Origin of the sequence: Dactylosporangium sp. NPDC000244, assembly GCF_040300725.1 — a bacterium.
In the GTDB taxonomy this organism is placed as follows: domain Bacteria; phylum Actinomycetota; class Actinomycetes; order Mycobacteriales; family Micromonosporaceae; genus Dactylosporangium.
In genome coordinates this window covers 1-14,023 of the sequence record NZ_JBEPEH010000038.1, presented here as the reverse complement: position 1 = coordinate 14,023, position 14,023 = coordinate 1, and the positions used below count along the sequence as shown (strand labels likewise).

Here is a 14,023-nt window from a genome sequence, read left to right as displayed (position 1 = left end):
CGTTATGAAGATTCCTCTTGGCATCCACGTCGGTGAGCGGCTCAGCCTCGAGCAGACCTACTGGCAGGCCGAGTTCGCCGACCAGAACGGCTTCGAGTCGGTCTGGGTCGCCGAGGGGCGCCTCGCCCGCGACGGCATCGTGCCGGCCGCGATCATCGCGAGCAAGACCCGCCACGTGAAGATCGGCACCGGCGTCGTCAACAACAAGAGCCGCAACGCCTCGCTCATGGCGGTCACCTTCAAGACCCTCGACGAGGTCGCGCCCGGCCGCGCGATCCTCGGCATCGGCGCCTGGTGGGAGCCGCTGGCCACCAAGGTCGGCCAGCCCCTCGTCAAGCCGATCGCGTCGATGCGCGAGTACATCACCGTCCTGCAGTCGTTCTTCCGCAACGAGCTCGTCGAATTCGAGGGCGACTTCGTGCAGATGCGCGGCGTGCGGTTCGACAGCATGTACCGCGAGAACAAGCCCGTCGACATCCCCATCTACATCGGCGCCGTCGGCCCGAAGATGCTCGAGCTGGCTGGTGAGATCAGCGACGGCGTGCACATGGACTTCCTGCTGCCGCCGTCGTACCTCGTCGGCGCCCGCGCGGCGATCGAGCGCGGCCTCGCCAAGCGCACCGACGGCAAGCAGGACATCGACCTCACCCAGATCGTCTCGTGCAGCATCAACGACGACGACCCGCAGGAGGCCATCGACGCCTGCAAAGCATTCCTGACGCTGTACCTGTGCCAGCAGCCCCACATCGCCGAGCACTGCGGCGTCGAGCGCGAGCTGGTCGACCGGCTCCAGGAGATCGCCGGCTGGCCCGCGACCCCCGAGGACATCAAGCGCGCGATGCAGCTCGTCCCCAACAGCCTGGTCCAGAACGTGACCGCCTGTGGCTCGACGGACGACGCGTTCGAGAAGCTGATGTCGTACCACGAGGCCGGCGTCCGCAGCCCCATCATCTCGACGCTGGGCGACAAGGAGCAGACCCTCACCCGGCTCGCGCAGGCGGCCAAGGCATGAGCCTCACCACGATCGCCGTCATCGGCGGGACCGGTCCCCAGGGCCGCGGCCTGGCCTACCGCCTGGCGCGCGCCGGACACTCCATCGTGCTCGGCTCCCGAGACGCTTCGCGTGCTTCGTCGGCTGCGGTGGAGCTGGTGCACGAGCTCGAGATCGGCTCCGTGGAGTCGCGCCGCGTGGCCGGGCACATCACCGGCGCGTCCAACCTCGACGCGGCCGCCTCCGCCCCCGTCGTGCTGCTCGCCGTGCCCTACGACGGGCACACCGAGCTGGTGTCGTCGCTGGCCGGTGCCCTGGCCGGGAAGATCGTCATCAGCTGCGTCAACCCGCTGGGCTTCGACAAGCAGGGCCCGTTCGGCCTCGACGTCCCCGCGGGCAGCGCCGCCGAGGAGGCCGCGTCCCTGGCCGCCGGCGCCACGGTGGTGGGCGCGTTCCACCACCTCTCGGCCCCGCTGCTGCTCGACCCGGACGCGGACCTGAGCCACGAGGACGTCCTGGTGTGCGGCGACGACCGCGAGGCCAAGGAGCTCGTCATGGGCCTGGCCGCCGACGTGACCGGCGGCCGGGGCGTCGACGCGGGCCGGCTGCGGCTGGCCCGTCAGCTGGAACCGCTGACCGCCGTGCTCATCTCGGTGAACAAGCGGTACAAGACCCGGTCCGGGGTGTCCATCACCGGCCTGACCCAGGCCTCCCACGAGAGGGTCCCAGCGTGAAACTCGCCGCACTGCAACTGCAGGCCTCCAACGACCGCAAGGAGACGATCGGCCGCGCCGCCGACCTGATCGACGACGCCGCCGGCCAAGGCGCCCGGATCCTGCTGCTGCCGGAGCTCTTCGCCGTGCCGTTCGTCCAGCCGGAGCCGGACCTCGACTACTTCGAGCTGGCCGAGCGCATCGACGGGCCCTCGAACCAGATGGCCGCCGAGCGCTCGCGGCAGCACGGCATGACGATCGTCTCGTCGATCTTCGAGGCCGCCGACGTGCCGGGCGTGTACTACAACTCGGCCTGCACCTATGTGGCCGGCGAGCTGAAGTCGGTGTACCGCAAGTCGCACCTGCCGTTCTCCAACGGCTTCCCGGAGAAGTTCTACTTCCAGCCCGGCGGCACGGAGCCCGAGGTCGTCGACACCGGCGAGACCGGCGTGGGCACCATCATCTGCTACGAGCGCCACTTCCCCGAGCTGAGCCGCATCGTGGCCCTGCGCGGCGGCTCGGTGCTCTGCGTGCCGGTCGCCTCGGCCAGCGCCCCCATGCGCGAGGTGTTCCAGCTGGAACTGCGCGCCCACGCGGTGTTCAACGGCCTGTTCGTGATCTGCTCGAACCGGGTCGGCAAGGAGGGCGTCAAGGACTACTTCGGCCTCAGCGCCGTCTACGGCCCGGACGGCGACGTGCTGGCCGAGGCGGCGGACGGCGCCGACGGCCTGGCGGTCGCGGAGGTGGACCTGAGCCTGATCGACCGCACCCGGCGCAAGCGGCCGTTCCTGCGGGACCGGCGGCCCGAGCTCTACTCGCGCCTGACGAAGATGGGCCCGACGGCCTGACCCCAAGCCGGTGCGGCGCATGCGATGTTCGTGCCTCATTGCATGCGCCGTGCCGCTCCACCCGACGTCGACGTTGACTAACCGCGCTCGAGCAGGCGATCCCACTCATCGGTCCGCATGAGCATCACCATGCGGTGCGTTCCGTCCAATGTCGTCACCCAGCTCGCCGGATCGTGCAGCGCGTCGTGGAGCTGGCTGGGAGTCATTGGCTCCGCGTCATCCCACCGCCCGGTGACCGGCTCACGAATTTCGATCCAGTCACGGTCGATCATGTCCGCGACCACGTTCGCGAAGTGCGGGATCAGCCGTCGCTTGGCGTCGTCGTCGAGATTCGACGAGCGACTGGGGTCTCCCGTCTTCGCCCGCTGCAGGCGTGCGCCGTACTCGTCCATGACGTTGTTGAGGTATGCCTCGTCGTAGGCGTTGCGCATCACCGCGTACTGCTCCACCGTCAGCTGATCCCACATTGTCACGTTCCGATCATGCCGGATGGACGATCGAGCGCTCATCGCGGCCGCACGCTTGGGGCATGAGTCGGTGCGTGACCACCCGGCGGCGCGTCACGGGGCGAAGCGGTCGACCTGCTCCTGGATCTGGCCGGCGAAGCCCTCCGCCATGGCGAGCTGGTCGCGCAGGGTCTGCACGCGGGCCTGGGCGGCCTGGTGGAACCCGTGCAGCCGGTCCAGCAGCGCGGCGCGGACCTCGCCGGCCGGTGCCGGTTCGGCGGCGAGGGAGTCGAGGATGTCGAGCAGGTCGCGCATCTCCTCGAGGCTGAAGCCGAGCGGCTTCATGCGCTTGACGACGGCGAGGCGGGCGAGGTCGGGCTCGCTGTAGAGGCGGAACCCGCCCTCGCTGCGCGCCGAGGGGATGACGAGGCCGGCCTCCTCGTAGTGCCGGATGGTGCGGATGCTCAGCCCGACCCGTTCGGCCGCCTCGCCGATCTGCATGTGCCGTCCCGTCATGCTTGCCAGTGTGCCGGGCGCCCCGCGACCGCCCGTCGTCAGCCGCCCGTCGTCAGTGGCCGTCGTCAGTGGGCCGCGACGAGGTTGCCGGCGAGGGTGTCGTGCATGCGGGCGCTCGCCTCGTTCAGGCCGACGATCTCGGCCGTCTTGCCGCGCGCGGCGTACTTGGTGGTGATCGCGTCCAAGGCCGCGACCGAGGACGCGTCCCAGATGTGGGCCGCTGACAGGTCGATGATCACGGTCTCCGGGTCGCCGGCGTAGTCGAACTGGTGGACCAGATCGTTGCTGGAGGCGAAGAACAGCTCGCCTCGCACGGAGTACACGCGGGTGCCCTCGTCCGGGTCGAGCACGCTGGTGACCGTGGTGAAGTGCGCGACCCGCCGGGCGAAGATCACCATCGCGGCGAGCACGCCGAGGACGACCCCGATCGCGAGGTTGCGCGTGGCCAGCGTCGCCGCCACGGTGACCGCCATGACGATCAGCCCGCCCCACGGCATGCGCTTGAGGGTGGCGGGGGCGATGCTGCGCCAGTCGAACGTCGACACCGACACGACGATCATCACGGCGACGAGGGCCGCCATCGGGATGACCGCGACCACGTCGCCGAGCGCGACGACCAGGATCAGCAGGAACGTGCCGGCCAGGAACGTCGACAGCCGGGTCCGGGCGCCGGACGCCTTCACGTTGATCATCGTCTGGCCGATCATCGCGCAGCCGCCCATGCCGCCGAAGAAGCCGGTGACGATGTTCGCCACGCCCTGCCCCCACGACTCGCGGGTCTTGTTCGAGCGGGTGTCGGTGACGTCGTCGACGAGCTTCGCGGTCATCAGCGACTCCATCAGCCCGACGAGGGCCATGGCGAGCGCGTACGGGGCGATGAGCGTCAGCGTGCCCCACGTGAAGGGCACGTCCGGCAGCGCGAGGACCGGCAGGCTGTGCGGCAGCGCGCCCTCGTCGCCGACCGTCGGCACGGTGACGCCGGCGACGGCGGTGAACGCGGTCAGCGCGACGATCGCCACCAGCGGCGCCGGCACGGCCCGGGTCACCTTCGGCAGCAGCGCGATGATCGCCAGGGCGGCCGCGACCAGCGGGTACACCATCCACGGCACGCGGATCAGGTGCGGCAGCTGCGCGGTGAAGATGAGGATCGCGAGGGCGTTGACGACGCTCACGCCGCGGCAGCGTACCGGCACGCGACCACCGTCGGCGCGCCACCGTCGAAGGCGGCGGCATCCGTTCATGCCGGGGATCGCGCGTGCAACCGGCACCCCGAGCATCGAACCCGCCGACAGACCGAACAGCACCAGGCCCATCGCGGTGGTGGAGGCTGCCGGGTGGCGATGGGGTCAGGGGTGCCTTTCGGAAGGGTCGAACGGCCGATCGGCCGGGGACGTACCGGGGATGAGCCGGCCGACCGCATCTTGAATCTTGCGGGCGTCGATCGGCCGGGTGGACAGCGTCGCGTGGAGCACCAGGCCCTCGATCAGCGCATCCAGGGCCTCGGCGGTGCCGGGGTCGAAGTGCCGCTGCAGCGCGCGTCGGCTGCGATCCATCCATGCCTGGGTGATGTCGCGCAGACGTGGATTCCGTGCCGCGGCGGCGTAGAGCTCATAGGTGAGCACCGCACTGCGCTGGTTGTCGGCCAGGTCGGCCAGCATCGACTCGACGACGTTGGCGCGGGCGTCGGTCCCCGGCTCGATCGCCGCCATGCGTTCCTCGAATGCCGTCGCCATCGTCTGGGCCAGGTGGGTGAAGGCGGACGTGAGGAGGTCGTCGAGGCCGGCGAAGTGGTAGCTGACCGAACCCAGCGGTACATCGGCGGCGGCCGCCACCTGCCGGTGGGTGGTGCCGGCAACACCACGGGCGGCGATGACGTCGAGCGTGGCCTCGACCAGCCGTTGCCGCCGGTCCGGCTCGTACCGGCGGCGAGCCTTGCCGGAGGGTTGCTGCCTGGCGGTCATTCGTCGTGGACGGAACGGACCACGCGCGCCGGATTGCCCACCGCGACGACGTCGGCGGGAACATCCTTGGTCACGACCGCGCCGGCGCCGATCACCGAGTTGTCGCCGATGGTCACACCCGGGCAGATCACCGCCATACCACCGATCCACACGTTGTCGCCGATCGTGATCGGCAGGGCCGCCTCCCACTTGGCGCGGCGCGGCTCCGGCGCGATCGGGTGCGTCGGGGTCAGCAGCTGCACGTTCGGCCCCATCAGCACGTCCTGCCCGATGCGGATCTGTGCCACATCCAGGGCCATCAACCCGAAATTGATGAACGTGCGGTCGCCGACGTGCAAGTGGCTGCCGTAGTCGACGTGCAGGGGTGGGCGGATGTCCACATCGGCGCCGATCGAGCCCAGCAACTGCTCCAGCAGCTTCCGGCGGGCGTCCGGGTCCTGTGGGTCGCTGTCGTTGAATGCCTTGGTCAGCACCATCGCCTGGCGCATCTCGGCTTCCAGCTCGGGATCGGCACCCCGGTACAGATCGCCGGCCAGCATGCGTTCCCGCATGGACCGCAGGTCGCCCTCGGCGGGGTCGGAAAAGGCCATGCGTACGATCGTACACTGAATGTACGTACGTACGCATGAGGGCCCGAATCAGTGCATCCGGCTCGGCGTCGACCTGGCGGTCCCGCCCGATGACGCCGGCCTGGTGTGGTTCGCGAAGAATTGAGGCCGTCTGTCGTGTTGGGCGTTGCGCCGGTCGTCTGCATGGTGAGCGAACCAGGCCCGCGCCGGTCCGATATGGCAGCGGTGCGGCCGAGTTGGACAGCGATGGGAGATGCCGTGGCCGAGCAGGCGACGAAGCGGGAGTTGCACCGCGCGCTGGTGGAACGGGTCCGTGATGGTGCGGGCCGGTCGTCCGCCGAACAGCGCGCGCAGGCGTTCGCGGGCGAGGGTCTCGCCGGGCCGCTGGATGCGTTGATCGGCGGGGTCGTGACGCGACCGGTGCGGGTCAGCGACGCGGCCTTTGCCGCGGCGAAGGCGGCGGGCGTCACCGACGACGAGCTGTTCGAGCTGGTGGTGTGTGCCGCCGTCGGTCACTCGTCCCGGTTGTACGCGGCCGGGCTGGCGGCGCTGGCTGAGGCGTGCGGGGACGGGGCGGTGTGATGCGTCTCGACGTCCTCAACAGCGGGTACGGGCCCGGCACGAAGCTGTTGTTCGCGATGATCAGGCTGTTCTCCGGGCATCCGGTGCCGGACGCGGCCCGGATCGTGTTCTACCGCCCCGATTTCTACGGCAATCACGCGAAGGCGTTCACCCACGCGGCGATGCGCGGGCCGTCGACGTGGTCGGTGGCCGACCGGGAGCTGACGGCGGCGTACGTGGCGAACCTCAACGGGTCGGCGTTCTGCATCGCCGCGCACACCGCGACCGCCCGGCAGGCGTACCAGAACGGGCCGATGGTCGCCGCGGCCCTGGCGGACCTCGAGTCGGCGCCGATCGCCGAGCCGCTGCGGGCGACGCTGCGGATGCTCGGCAAGCTGCTCGTGGAGGGCGTGGTCGACGCCGCGGACATGCGGGCCGTGCTCGCCGCCGGCGCCAGCCGCGAGCAGGTCGAGGACGCCCTCGCGGTGTGCGCCGCGTTCGACACCACCGCCCGGCTCGCGGACGCGTTCGGGTTCGAGGTGCTCGCGCCGGAGGGGTTCGAGGCCGGCGCGAAGTACCTGCTGAGGCGCGGCTACAAGTAGGGCCGGTCAGCCGAGCCGGCGGTGCAGGAGCCGCTGTTCGGCCCGGTTGGCGGTGAGCTGGAGCGCGCGTTCGTCAGCGCCGGTTGTACCGGCGCACCAGAAGGAAGACGACGACGGCGATGACTGCGATACAGCAGAACCCTGGCGTTGCATAGCCGAGCGCGTAGGCGATGTCCTGGGCGCTGCCTGTGGCGGTGTCCGTCGCAGTCTCGGCCCAGGCGGGATCGCCGACGGCGGTCGAAGCGGCGAGACCGGCGGTGGCAGCGCAGAGGTATGCCAGCAGGACACGGAAGATCATGGTCGGGCAGCGTAGATCCTCGATCTCGCCGACGCAATCGGTAAACGTCTGCGCCTCAACCGAAGCCTCGCGCTCCTGCCGCCGGCTCGCGACCGCCGTCTCGTCGCGTTCGACCGCACGGTGCGCGGGACTTGGACCGGCCAGCCGATCCGGTGCTGGCCATGGCACCGGCGGCGCCGCGAGCCGGGGACGTCAGCATCGATCGATGATTTGGGCGGCCGGTGCGCGGCGCGGGCCGGACGGCGGCGCGGTGGCGCGGCCGAGGCGCAGCAGCAGGTACGGGTAGCCGACGCAGCCGATCATCACCTGGACCGCCTGCCGCGTGGAGACCACCTCGACGGCCGCGCTGAGGGGTAGGACGGAGACGCCGGCGGCGGTCGCGGTCAGCCAACCGGCGGACAGGGCCTCGCCCGCGCGCAGCCAGTCCTCCGGCTCGTCGGTGTGGCCGTACAGCAGCGCGAACGTCGCGCCGCGGCCATCGGTGAGGCCCACCGGCCCCGCGCCGGTTGAGCGGTCCGCCGGCCCGGCCGGTGCTGGGCGGCCGCCGGAGGCGACCCGGGCAAGCTCGAGCACCTCGTCCGGGTAGAGCACGTGGAGCGACGTCTCCTCGGCCCGCACCGCGGAGGTGACGGCCTTGAGCTGCGCGGCAGCGATCGGCGCGCCGGTAACCGGCGTCCGGTCGGTGCGGCGCAGGGGGATGCTGCTCATGAGCGGCGCATCCTCCGGCTCGGCCGGCGAGCGCTCCTCGAGCCGCAGCGACGCGAGCCTGTCCGGGTCGGCGGGGTCAGGCCGGCGGTTCGTCGTGAGCCGCCAGCCCGCCGCCGCCAGCGCGATCCGGGCATGATGCAGGGCTGCCCCGCAACTGATGATCGCCAAACGGCCGTCGACGTCGACGTCATGGTCGACGCGGGTGCGGTCGAGGTGCAGGGCAAGCGTGTTACCGGTCAGCCGCCACCGCCACGGCTGGCTGTCGAGGATCGAAGGCGCGAACCCGGCCGCGTTGGCCGCGGCCAGGAGCGCATGGACCACGGCCTGGACGCCGATCGGGTGGATCGTCGCACCGGCCGGTGCCGCCGCACCCGACTTCACATTCGCCGGACCTGTCGAGTCGTGCCGACGATCGGGCCTGGGTTTGAACTGCATGACCTGCATTGGGCAGAGACCTCCGGACCAGCGCCGCAGAAACGGCGGGTGAAGGCGAGAAGGAGTAGTCGCCCCGGCCACATGCGGCCGCATGACCACGGGCCGCGGGCTCAGCCTACGCCTGTGCGCGCGCAGACCCTGTGACGACCGTCGCCTTGGCTCCCGCGGCGTTCGGAACGCCGGAGCGCGTCCGCATCCGCCGCGAGGGGGCGAACCGGCAGCACGGGCCGGCCGCGGCTGTTGCCGGCCGACCCTCGGCCGGCCGGCAACGTCGTCAGCGGCCGGTGGGCGGGATCAACGAGGTGGTGTTGGAGGCGTGCTTGGCCTTCTTCGCGGCCCGCTTCTCCTTGAGCGTCCTGGCCTCTTTCTTGCGGTCTTCCTTGTGTACGGATCTACGCGCCATGGTGACCTCTCGCAATTGTCGAAGGCTGGGCACGAGCTCAGCCGGCGGCTGAGTCCGGATCGAGGCCGGGGAGGACGGGATCGGCGGCGGAGTCCAACCGCTGCGCGTGCTGCAACGCCGACAGCAGCGCGAGCGTCGACTCGGCGCCCTGGTTCTCGTTGCGCCCGGAGACGGTCAGGCCGTCGCAGCCGCCGCCGGTCGCCGGGTCGTGCAGCGGCAGGCCGTTGTCATTGGCGCCGGCGAACCAGTCGATCGCCGAGGCCAGGCCCCGCTCCCATCGTGGGTCGGCGCTGACGGTCATCGCGCGGGCGCACGCGTCGGCCATCGCGGCGGCCTCGATCGGCTGCTGGTCGAAGGCCGGGGGGCCGTCGTGCGGGCCGGCGCCGCCGACCGGGGTGCAGGACAGGTGGCCGTCGTGGGTCTCCCGCTCCAGCAGCCAGCCCAGCATGCGCAGTCCGTCGGCCGACGCCTCGCCGCCGGCCGCGATCAGGGTCTCCGCCAGGGCCGCGTTGGCGTAGGTGAGGCGGGGCTCCGGCCATGGCCACGCCGGGTCTGGCGGTACCGCGCCGATCGTGACCACCGCGTCGTGTAGCAGCCAACGGGCGGCGGAGTGATTCGGCCGCGAGTCGAGGATCTCGGCGGCACCGAGCGCCGCGAACGCCATCGCCCGCGGCCAGCGGGTGCGCCGGTGTGCGCCGGTTTCGAAGCACGACAAGGCGGTCTCGCGCATCGACGGCAGTGTGCTGCGGGCCGCCGCGGTGCCGAGGCCCCACAGTGCCCGGCCCCACCAGTCACCGACCGCCGGCTCGTCCTGCCACCGCCGGTCCGGCCCGAGCCGGTTGCGGAACGCGCCGTCGGAAGCCTGGGCCTCCATGAGGAACGCCAGGTACCGCTCGGCGAGGTGGAGCAGGTCCGGCGGCGGGTCCGGCTCGCGGCAGATGACCAGCAGACCGCGGGCGACGTCGTCGACGCAGTACCCGTGAGACGTCCGCGGCGTGCTGTACTCGGCATGTTCGAACAGGCCCGCGTCGTCACTGAGCCGGTGCAGGTGTGCGAACGACACCCTTGGGCGACGAGTCCCCGCGGACCGCACCGCTGCGGCGAGCGCGGAGCCGTCCGGAACGGTCATCGCGGAGGACCGGAACCAGCGGCGAAATTAGACATGACCCACCTTCCAATGGCGGGTGCGGCGCCGACCGGCGAGCGCAGATGGCTTCCCCGGCGCTGGTCATTCGGTGCGAGCACCATGCGACGGCGATCGTGGCGGCCATCGCTCCGGCGTCTGTCGAGACGACAGATCAACGGTTCCCACCGTACACGCCGTTGCGACGCGCGCCACCTGCCCGGTCGTGGCAGTGTCCGGACGCCTGACGCCGAACGTCGAAGATCCCGGTGGCTCCGCTCGGTCGGCTGGCTCCGGTCCGCCGATGTACCGTGAAGGTGTGCCGCCCACCGGACGGCTGTGCCGGTGCTGTGATGGATCGTCCATTGTAGACGGTGGACCGGTGCCGCGATCCGCCGAAGGGACACGGGCCATGATCGTCGAGCCTCCAACGTGCTTGTTGTATCTGCTCACCGTTGGCCGGGACAAGGAACTCGTGCTGCGTGTGCACGGGACCGATCTCTCGCTGGAGCAGCTCACAGCGTGGATGACCGAGGAGTCCGTGCAGCCGCTGACGGTGTCGCGGTTCGGTGACGAGCAGACCTCGACGCTGCTGCTGAACTTCCGGCACGTGGTCGGAGCGCGGCTCGCGCCGTACAGCGATACGCGAACTGGCTCGTTCTGACCCGCTCGGCCACGTGCTACGGTGAGTAGCGTTGACCCGCCTCGATCGATACTCCGGGTTGGCGGCGGCGGATCGTCGTCTCGATGGTGTTCGCACCGAATGACCAGCGCCGGGTAAGCCATCTGCGCTCGCCGGTCGGCGCCGCACCCGCCATGAAAGGTGGGTCATGCCAGGAATGCCCAGCCACCGCTCCATCAACACCGATCTGCGGCCGGACGGCCGTGTCGCATGACCATTTCCTTCGGATTTCTCAGCACCTACCCGCCGACCCAGTGCGGACTGGCGACGTTCACGGCATCGCTGCTGGGTGCGCTCACGTCGCCGATCGGCGGGGACCGCGCGGGCGTCGTGCGTCTGGTGGAGTCCCCGGTGTATGCGGACCGCCCCGAGGTCGTCGGGCATCTGCTGGTGAACGCCTCCGGAGCCGAGACGTCGGCGGCCGCCATGCTGGATCGCCACGACGTCGTGATCGTCCAGCACGAGTACGGGATCTTCGGCGGGGCCGACGGAGAGAACCTGCTGCCGCTGCTGCGCCGGCTCCGCACCCCGGTGATCGTGGTCCTGCACACCGTGCTGGCTCGGCCCACCGTGCACCAGCGGGAGGTGCTGGAGCAGGTCGTCGCGCTGGCCGGCGCCGCCGTGACCATGACCGAGGCGGCCCGCGCGCGGCTGGTCCTGCAGTACGACGTGGACCCGGACAAGATCACGGTCATTCCGCACGGTGCGCCCGAGCGACCGCCACTGCGGCTGCTCAGCACCAAGGGCGAACCCACGATCCTGACGTGGGGGCTGCTCGGTCCGGGCAAGGGAATCGAGTGGGCGATCGGCGGTCTGCGGCTGGTGCGGCACCTGCTGCCGCGCCCCCGGTATGTCATCGCCGGACAGACCCACCCCAAGGTGCTCATCGAGCAGGGCGAGGCGTACCGGCTCATGCTGTACGCCCGGATCCGGGCACTGGGCCTCGGCGGCCTGGTCACGTTCGAACGCGCCTACCTCGATCAGGTCCGCCTCGACCGGCTGATCGGGCGCGCAGATGTGGTGCTGCTGCCGTACGACTCCCCTGACCAGGCCACCTCCGGCGTCCTCGTCGAGGCGCTGGCGGCGCACAAGCCCGTCATCGCCACCGCCTTTCCCCATGCGCAGGAGCTGCTCGGCGACGGCGCCGGTCTCCTCGTGCCACACCGGGACCCTTCGGCGATCGGCGCCGCAATCAAGCGCGTGCTCACCGAGCCCGACCTGGTCGCCGACATGTACGACAAGGCCCGGCAGATCGCGCAGGGTACGCAATGGAGCGCCGTCGCCGCGCGCTACCGCAAGCTCGCGGCGACACTCCTGAGCCGGACGCCGGTTCCGCTGTGACCAGGCGGCGCCCGGTCCGCTCGGGCCGCCGTCGACGTGCGCCACACCCGCATCGCGGGCGCCATGATCGCCGCGGGGGCGTCTCCTCGAGCGCGCCGTCTTGCCGTCCGAAGGGTGCGCCTGCTCCGGAGAGAAGGTTCGCATGACCGATGACATGCACGACCCCGGCGCGCGGCTGGAGTTGCGCACCACGTTCCCGACCCCTGCGGCCGCGCTCGACGGTGCATGGTGGCCGCGCAGCCGGGAAAGCGCCGGCGAACTCGCTGCGCTCATCGGCGCGCTGGATGCCCGGCAGGCGCCGGTCAGGCTGCTGATGCTCAATCCCCAAGGCTGGCGCGGCCATCCCCGCCGGATCGACGTGGCCGACCGAAGCGTCCGGATCGCCTGGATACCGATGCTCGACCGGTCCGTCGTGATCGGCGCGACCGCTCGAGGCCTTCGGATCGACCTGCAACTGATGGTGCCGGCCGACGGCGGTGGGCTCGGCGCGATCGTGGATCCGTTGACCCGCTGAGCCCGCGCGCCCACGACGCCTGCATGACGCGGACCCGGTGTGTGCTTCGTTCAGCGCCGTGCGCCGTCCAGGCCCGGACGCGGGACGGTCGTCAACCGCAGACCGTCGGACAGTTCCTCGATCTCGAAGCGTTCGGCCTGACCGTTGTCGGGCAGCATCGCATCGTAGAGCTCGCCGTTGCTGATCTCGATCTTGCCGCCGGCGCGGTCGATCAGCACGCTGAGCACTGCGCGCAGATTGACATCACTGAGATACCGCACGCGATACCGCCTCAGTTCAGAAACTCCCGGTGCCGGGCGGTACATCATGTGCCGTCCTCCGCAAATGCTACTCCCGATCACGCCATGTGCTCGAACCCTCATGCCGGCCCTCGCACGTGGCTCACCGGTTCCACCGCCGGAACGACACGCGAAGCGAAATCGTGTCGGCACCGGCGCTCTGATACGGCAGCGGTCGTCATCATTCGTGCGGAATGTTGGCACGGCGGGCGCCGCCGAAATGTGCTACGGTCCTGGTGTTGCAGTTGTGCGTACCAAATACTTTGCCAGCACCTGGTGGGCATCTGATCCCCGGTGCTTTTTTTGGTGTCGTCTCCGGATTGGGCTGTCACAACGCGACACCGGGCCATTCATGTGGTTCCGGATTCGACTTCCAAGGAGAGACATGACTACCGGTACAGTGAAGTGGTTCAACGCCGAAAAGGGTTTCGGATTCATCGCGCCCGACGGCGGCGGCTCCGACCTGTTCGCCCACTACTCGGCGATCGAGTCGAGCGGCTTCCGTAACCTCGACGAGAACCAGCGCGTCGAGTTCGACATTGCCCAAGGCGCCAAGGGCCCGCAGGCCGCGAACATCCGCATTCTCTGAACCCTTCGTCGGCGCGTGACCCTTGTCGCGGCACGCCCCGGCGACCACGCGCTGGATTGCCGACCGGGTTCGTCGCTCTACCGCTCAGGTGGGCATTGGCACGCTGTCCGCCATGGGCGAAGTGCTGTTGCGCGACCTGGTCGAGGCCGACCTCGAGGTGCTCCGGCCGCTCTACGCCGATCCGTTCATCGGCAACACCGCCTCCGTGACGCTCCTGGAACGGTGCGGCTTCCGTCAGATGGGCGGCTGGGGCGCGGACCGTTTCCGGCCCGCGCCCCAGCCCGATCGGTCAGGCGGCGGTGCAGGTCAGTGTCGGCGTCGAGGTGTTGCCGGTTGCGGTGAAGCCGAATTGTGTCGAGCTGCCAGCGCTGAGCGAGCCGTTGTACGTCAGGTTGCGTACTGTGACGTTCGAGCTGCTGGTGGTGAGCGTGCCGTTCCAGAGCTG

At 70.4% G+C, this 14,023-nt stretch carries 19 protein-coding genes and 1 pseudogene; 9 read left to right on the top strand and 11 right to left on the bottom strand.

Going from position 1 to position 14,023, the window contains the following annotated elements; all coding sequences use genetic code 11:
- Positions 1-4 precede the first annotated feature (4 nt).
- From ABT369_RS42460 to ABT369_RS42450, 3 genes are read left to right on the top strand one after another with little or no spacing between them, the layout of a single operon-like run.
- Entirely contained in the window at positions 5-1,012 is a 1,008-nt protein-coding gene (locus ABT369_RS42460; protein WP_350621440.1) for an LLM class flavin-dependent oxidoreductase, read from the top strand.
- Positions 1,009-1,725, top strand: a complete 717-nt coding sequence (npdG, locus tag ABT369_RS42455) for an NADPH-dependent F420 reductase (RefSeq protein ID WP_350621438.1) — start codon at positions 1,009-1,011, stop codon at positions 1,723-1,725. Before ABT369_RS42460 ends, npdG begins: the two co-directional genes overlap by 4 nt.
- Positions 1,722-2,552: a nitrilase-related carbon-nitrogen hydrolase gene (locus tag ABT369_RS42450; RefSeq protein ID WP_350621436.1), complete on the top strand. Its 831-nt coding sequence runs from the start codon at positions 1,722-1,724 to the stop codon at positions 2,550-2,552. The genes npdG and ABT369_RS42450 overlap by 4 nt, the downstream gene beginning before the upstream one ends.
- A 77-nt stretch (positions 2,553-2,629) precedes the next feature.
- On the opposite strand, the gene ABT369_RS42445 is transcribed toward ABT369_RS42450, so the two are convergent.
- From ABT369_RS42445 to ABT369_RS42425, 5 genes and pseudogenes are all read right to left on the bottom strand, one after another.
- Positions 2,630-3,019 carry a hypothetical protein gene (locus ABT369_RS42445; protein WP_350621434.1) on the bottom strand — a complete coding sequence of 130 codons (390 nt, stop codon included), beginning with the start codon at positions 3,017-3,019 and terminating at the stop codon, positions 2,630-2,632.
- A 93-nt stretch (positions 3,020-3,112) separates the two neighbouring features.
- Positions 3,113-3,514, bottom strand: coding sequence for a MerR family transcriptional regulator (locus ABT369_RS42440; protein WP_350621432.1), 402 nt, complete (start codon positions 3,512-3,514; stop codon positions 3,113-3,115).
- Between the two features lie 65 nt (positions 3,515-3,579).
- Positions 3,580-4,686 (bottom strand): annotated as a pseudogene (locus ABT369_RS42435) (SulP family inorganic anion transporter); the annotation flags it as partial.
- A 174-nt stretch (positions 4,687-4,860) separates the two neighbouring features.
- Positions 4,861-5,475, bottom strand: a complete 615-nt coding sequence (locus tag ABT369_RS42430) for a TetR/AcrR family transcriptional regulator (RefSeq protein ID WP_350621430.1) — start codon at positions 5,473-5,475, stop codon at positions 4,861-4,863.
- The gene (locus ABT369_RS42425) at positions 5,472-6,065 is read right to left on the bottom strand and encodes a sugar O-acetyltransferase (RefSeq protein WP_350621428.1); all 594 of its coding nucleotides are present in this window, start codon (positions 6,063-6,065) and stop codon (positions 5,472-5,474) included. The genes ABT369_RS42430 and ABT369_RS42425 overlap by 4 nt, the downstream gene beginning before the upstream one ends.
- A gap of 237 nt (positions 6,066-6,302) precedes the next feature.
- Here ABT369_RS42425 and ABT369_RS42420 point away from each other — a divergent pair, with 237 nt between their 5' ends.
- Together ABT369_RS42420 and ABT369_RS42415 are read left to right on the top strand one after the other, a co-directional pair.
- Complete coding sequence (locus ABT369_RS42420) at positions 6,303-6,626, top strand: hypothetical protein (RefSeq protein WP_350621426.1); 324 nt, start codon at positions 6,303-6,305, stop codon at positions 6,624-6,626.
- Positions 6,626-7,207 carry a carboxymuconolactone decarboxylase family protein gene (locus ABT369_RS42415; protein WP_350621424.1) on the top strand — a complete coding sequence of 194 codons (582 nt, stop codon included), beginning with the start codon at positions 6,626-6,628 and terminating at the stop codon, positions 7,205-7,207. Before ABT369_RS42420 ends, ABT369_RS42415 begins: the two co-directional genes overlap by 1 nt.
- Before the next feature lie 73 nt (positions 7,208-7,280).
- On the opposite strand, the gene ABT369_RS42410 is transcribed toward ABT369_RS42415, so the two are convergent.
- From ABT369_RS42410 to ABT369_RS42395, 4 genes are all read right to left on the bottom strand, one after another.
- Positions 7,281-7,505 carry a hypothetical protein gene (locus tag ABT369_RS42410; protein WP_350621422.1) on the bottom strand — a complete coding sequence of 75 codons (225 nt, stop codon included), beginning with the start codon at positions 7,503-7,505 and terminating at the stop codon, positions 7,281-7,283.
- 192 nt (positions 7,506-7,697) lie between these two features.
- A complete protein-coding gene (locus tag ABT369_RS42405; RefSeq protein WP_350621420.1) occupies positions 7,698-8,594 on the bottom strand; it encodes a nitroreductase family protein in 897 nt (298 codons plus the stop codon).
- Positions 8,595-8,922: 328 nt separating this feature from the next.
- Complete coding sequence (locus tag ABT369_RS42400; protein ID WP_350621418.1) at positions 8,923-9,051, bottom strand: hypothetical protein; 129 nt, start codon at positions 9,049-9,051, stop codon at positions 8,923-8,925.
- A gap of 37 nt (positions 9,052-9,088) precedes the next feature.
- Positions 9,089-10,114: a glycosyltransferase gene (locus tag ABT369_RS42395; protein WP_350621416.1), complete on the bottom strand. Its 1,026-nt coding sequence runs from the start codon at positions 10,112-10,114 to the stop codon at positions 9,089-9,091.
- A gap of 472 nt (positions 10,115-10,586) precedes the next feature.
- Here ABT369_RS42395 and ABT369_RS42390 point away from each other — a divergent pair, with 472 nt between their 5' ends.
- From ABT369_RS42390 to ABT369_RS42380, 3 genes are all read left to right on the top strand, one after another.
- Entirely contained in the window at positions 10,587-10,838 is a 252-nt protein-coding gene (locus ABT369_RS42390) for a hypothetical protein (RefSeq protein ID WP_350621414.1), read from the top strand.
- 228 nt (positions 10,839-11,066) lie between these two features.
- Complete coding sequence (locus ABT369_RS42385; protein WP_350621412.1) at positions 11,067-12,197, top strand: glycosyltransferase; 1,131 nt, start codon at positions 11,067-11,069, stop codon at positions 12,195-12,197.
- Between the two features lie 142 nt (positions 12,198-12,339).
- Positions 12,340-12,711: a DUF5994 family protein gene (locus ABT369_RS42380; RefSeq protein ID WP_350621410.1), complete on the top strand. Its 372-nt coding sequence runs from the start codon at positions 12,340-12,342 to the stop codon at positions 12,709-12,711.
- A 50-nt stretch (positions 12,712-12,761) separates the two neighbouring features.
- Here the strand turns inward: ABT369_RS42380 and ABT369_RS42375 are convergent, their stop codons facing one another.
- A complete protein-coding gene (locus tag ABT369_RS42375) occupies positions 12,762-13,019 on the bottom strand; it encodes a hypothetical protein (protein ID WP_350621408.1) in 258 nt (85 codons plus the stop codon).
- Positions 13,020-13,374: 355 nt separating this feature from the next.
- On the opposite strand from ABT369_RS42375, the gene ABT369_RS42370 reads away from it, so the two are divergent.
- Positions 13,375-13,578 (top strand): cold-shock protein, encoded by a 204-nt coding sequence (locus tag ABT369_RS42370; RefSeq protein ID WP_350621406.1) that lies wholly within the window; start codon positions 13,375-13,377, stop codon positions 13,576-13,578.
- 289 nt (positions 13,579-13,867) lie between these two features.
- Here ABT369_RS42370 and ABT369_RS42365 read toward each other — a convergent pair.
- On the bottom strand, positions 13,868-14,023 hold a 156-nt coding region (locus ABT369_RS42365), incomplete at its 5' end, for a cellulose binding domain-containing protein (protein WP_350621685.1).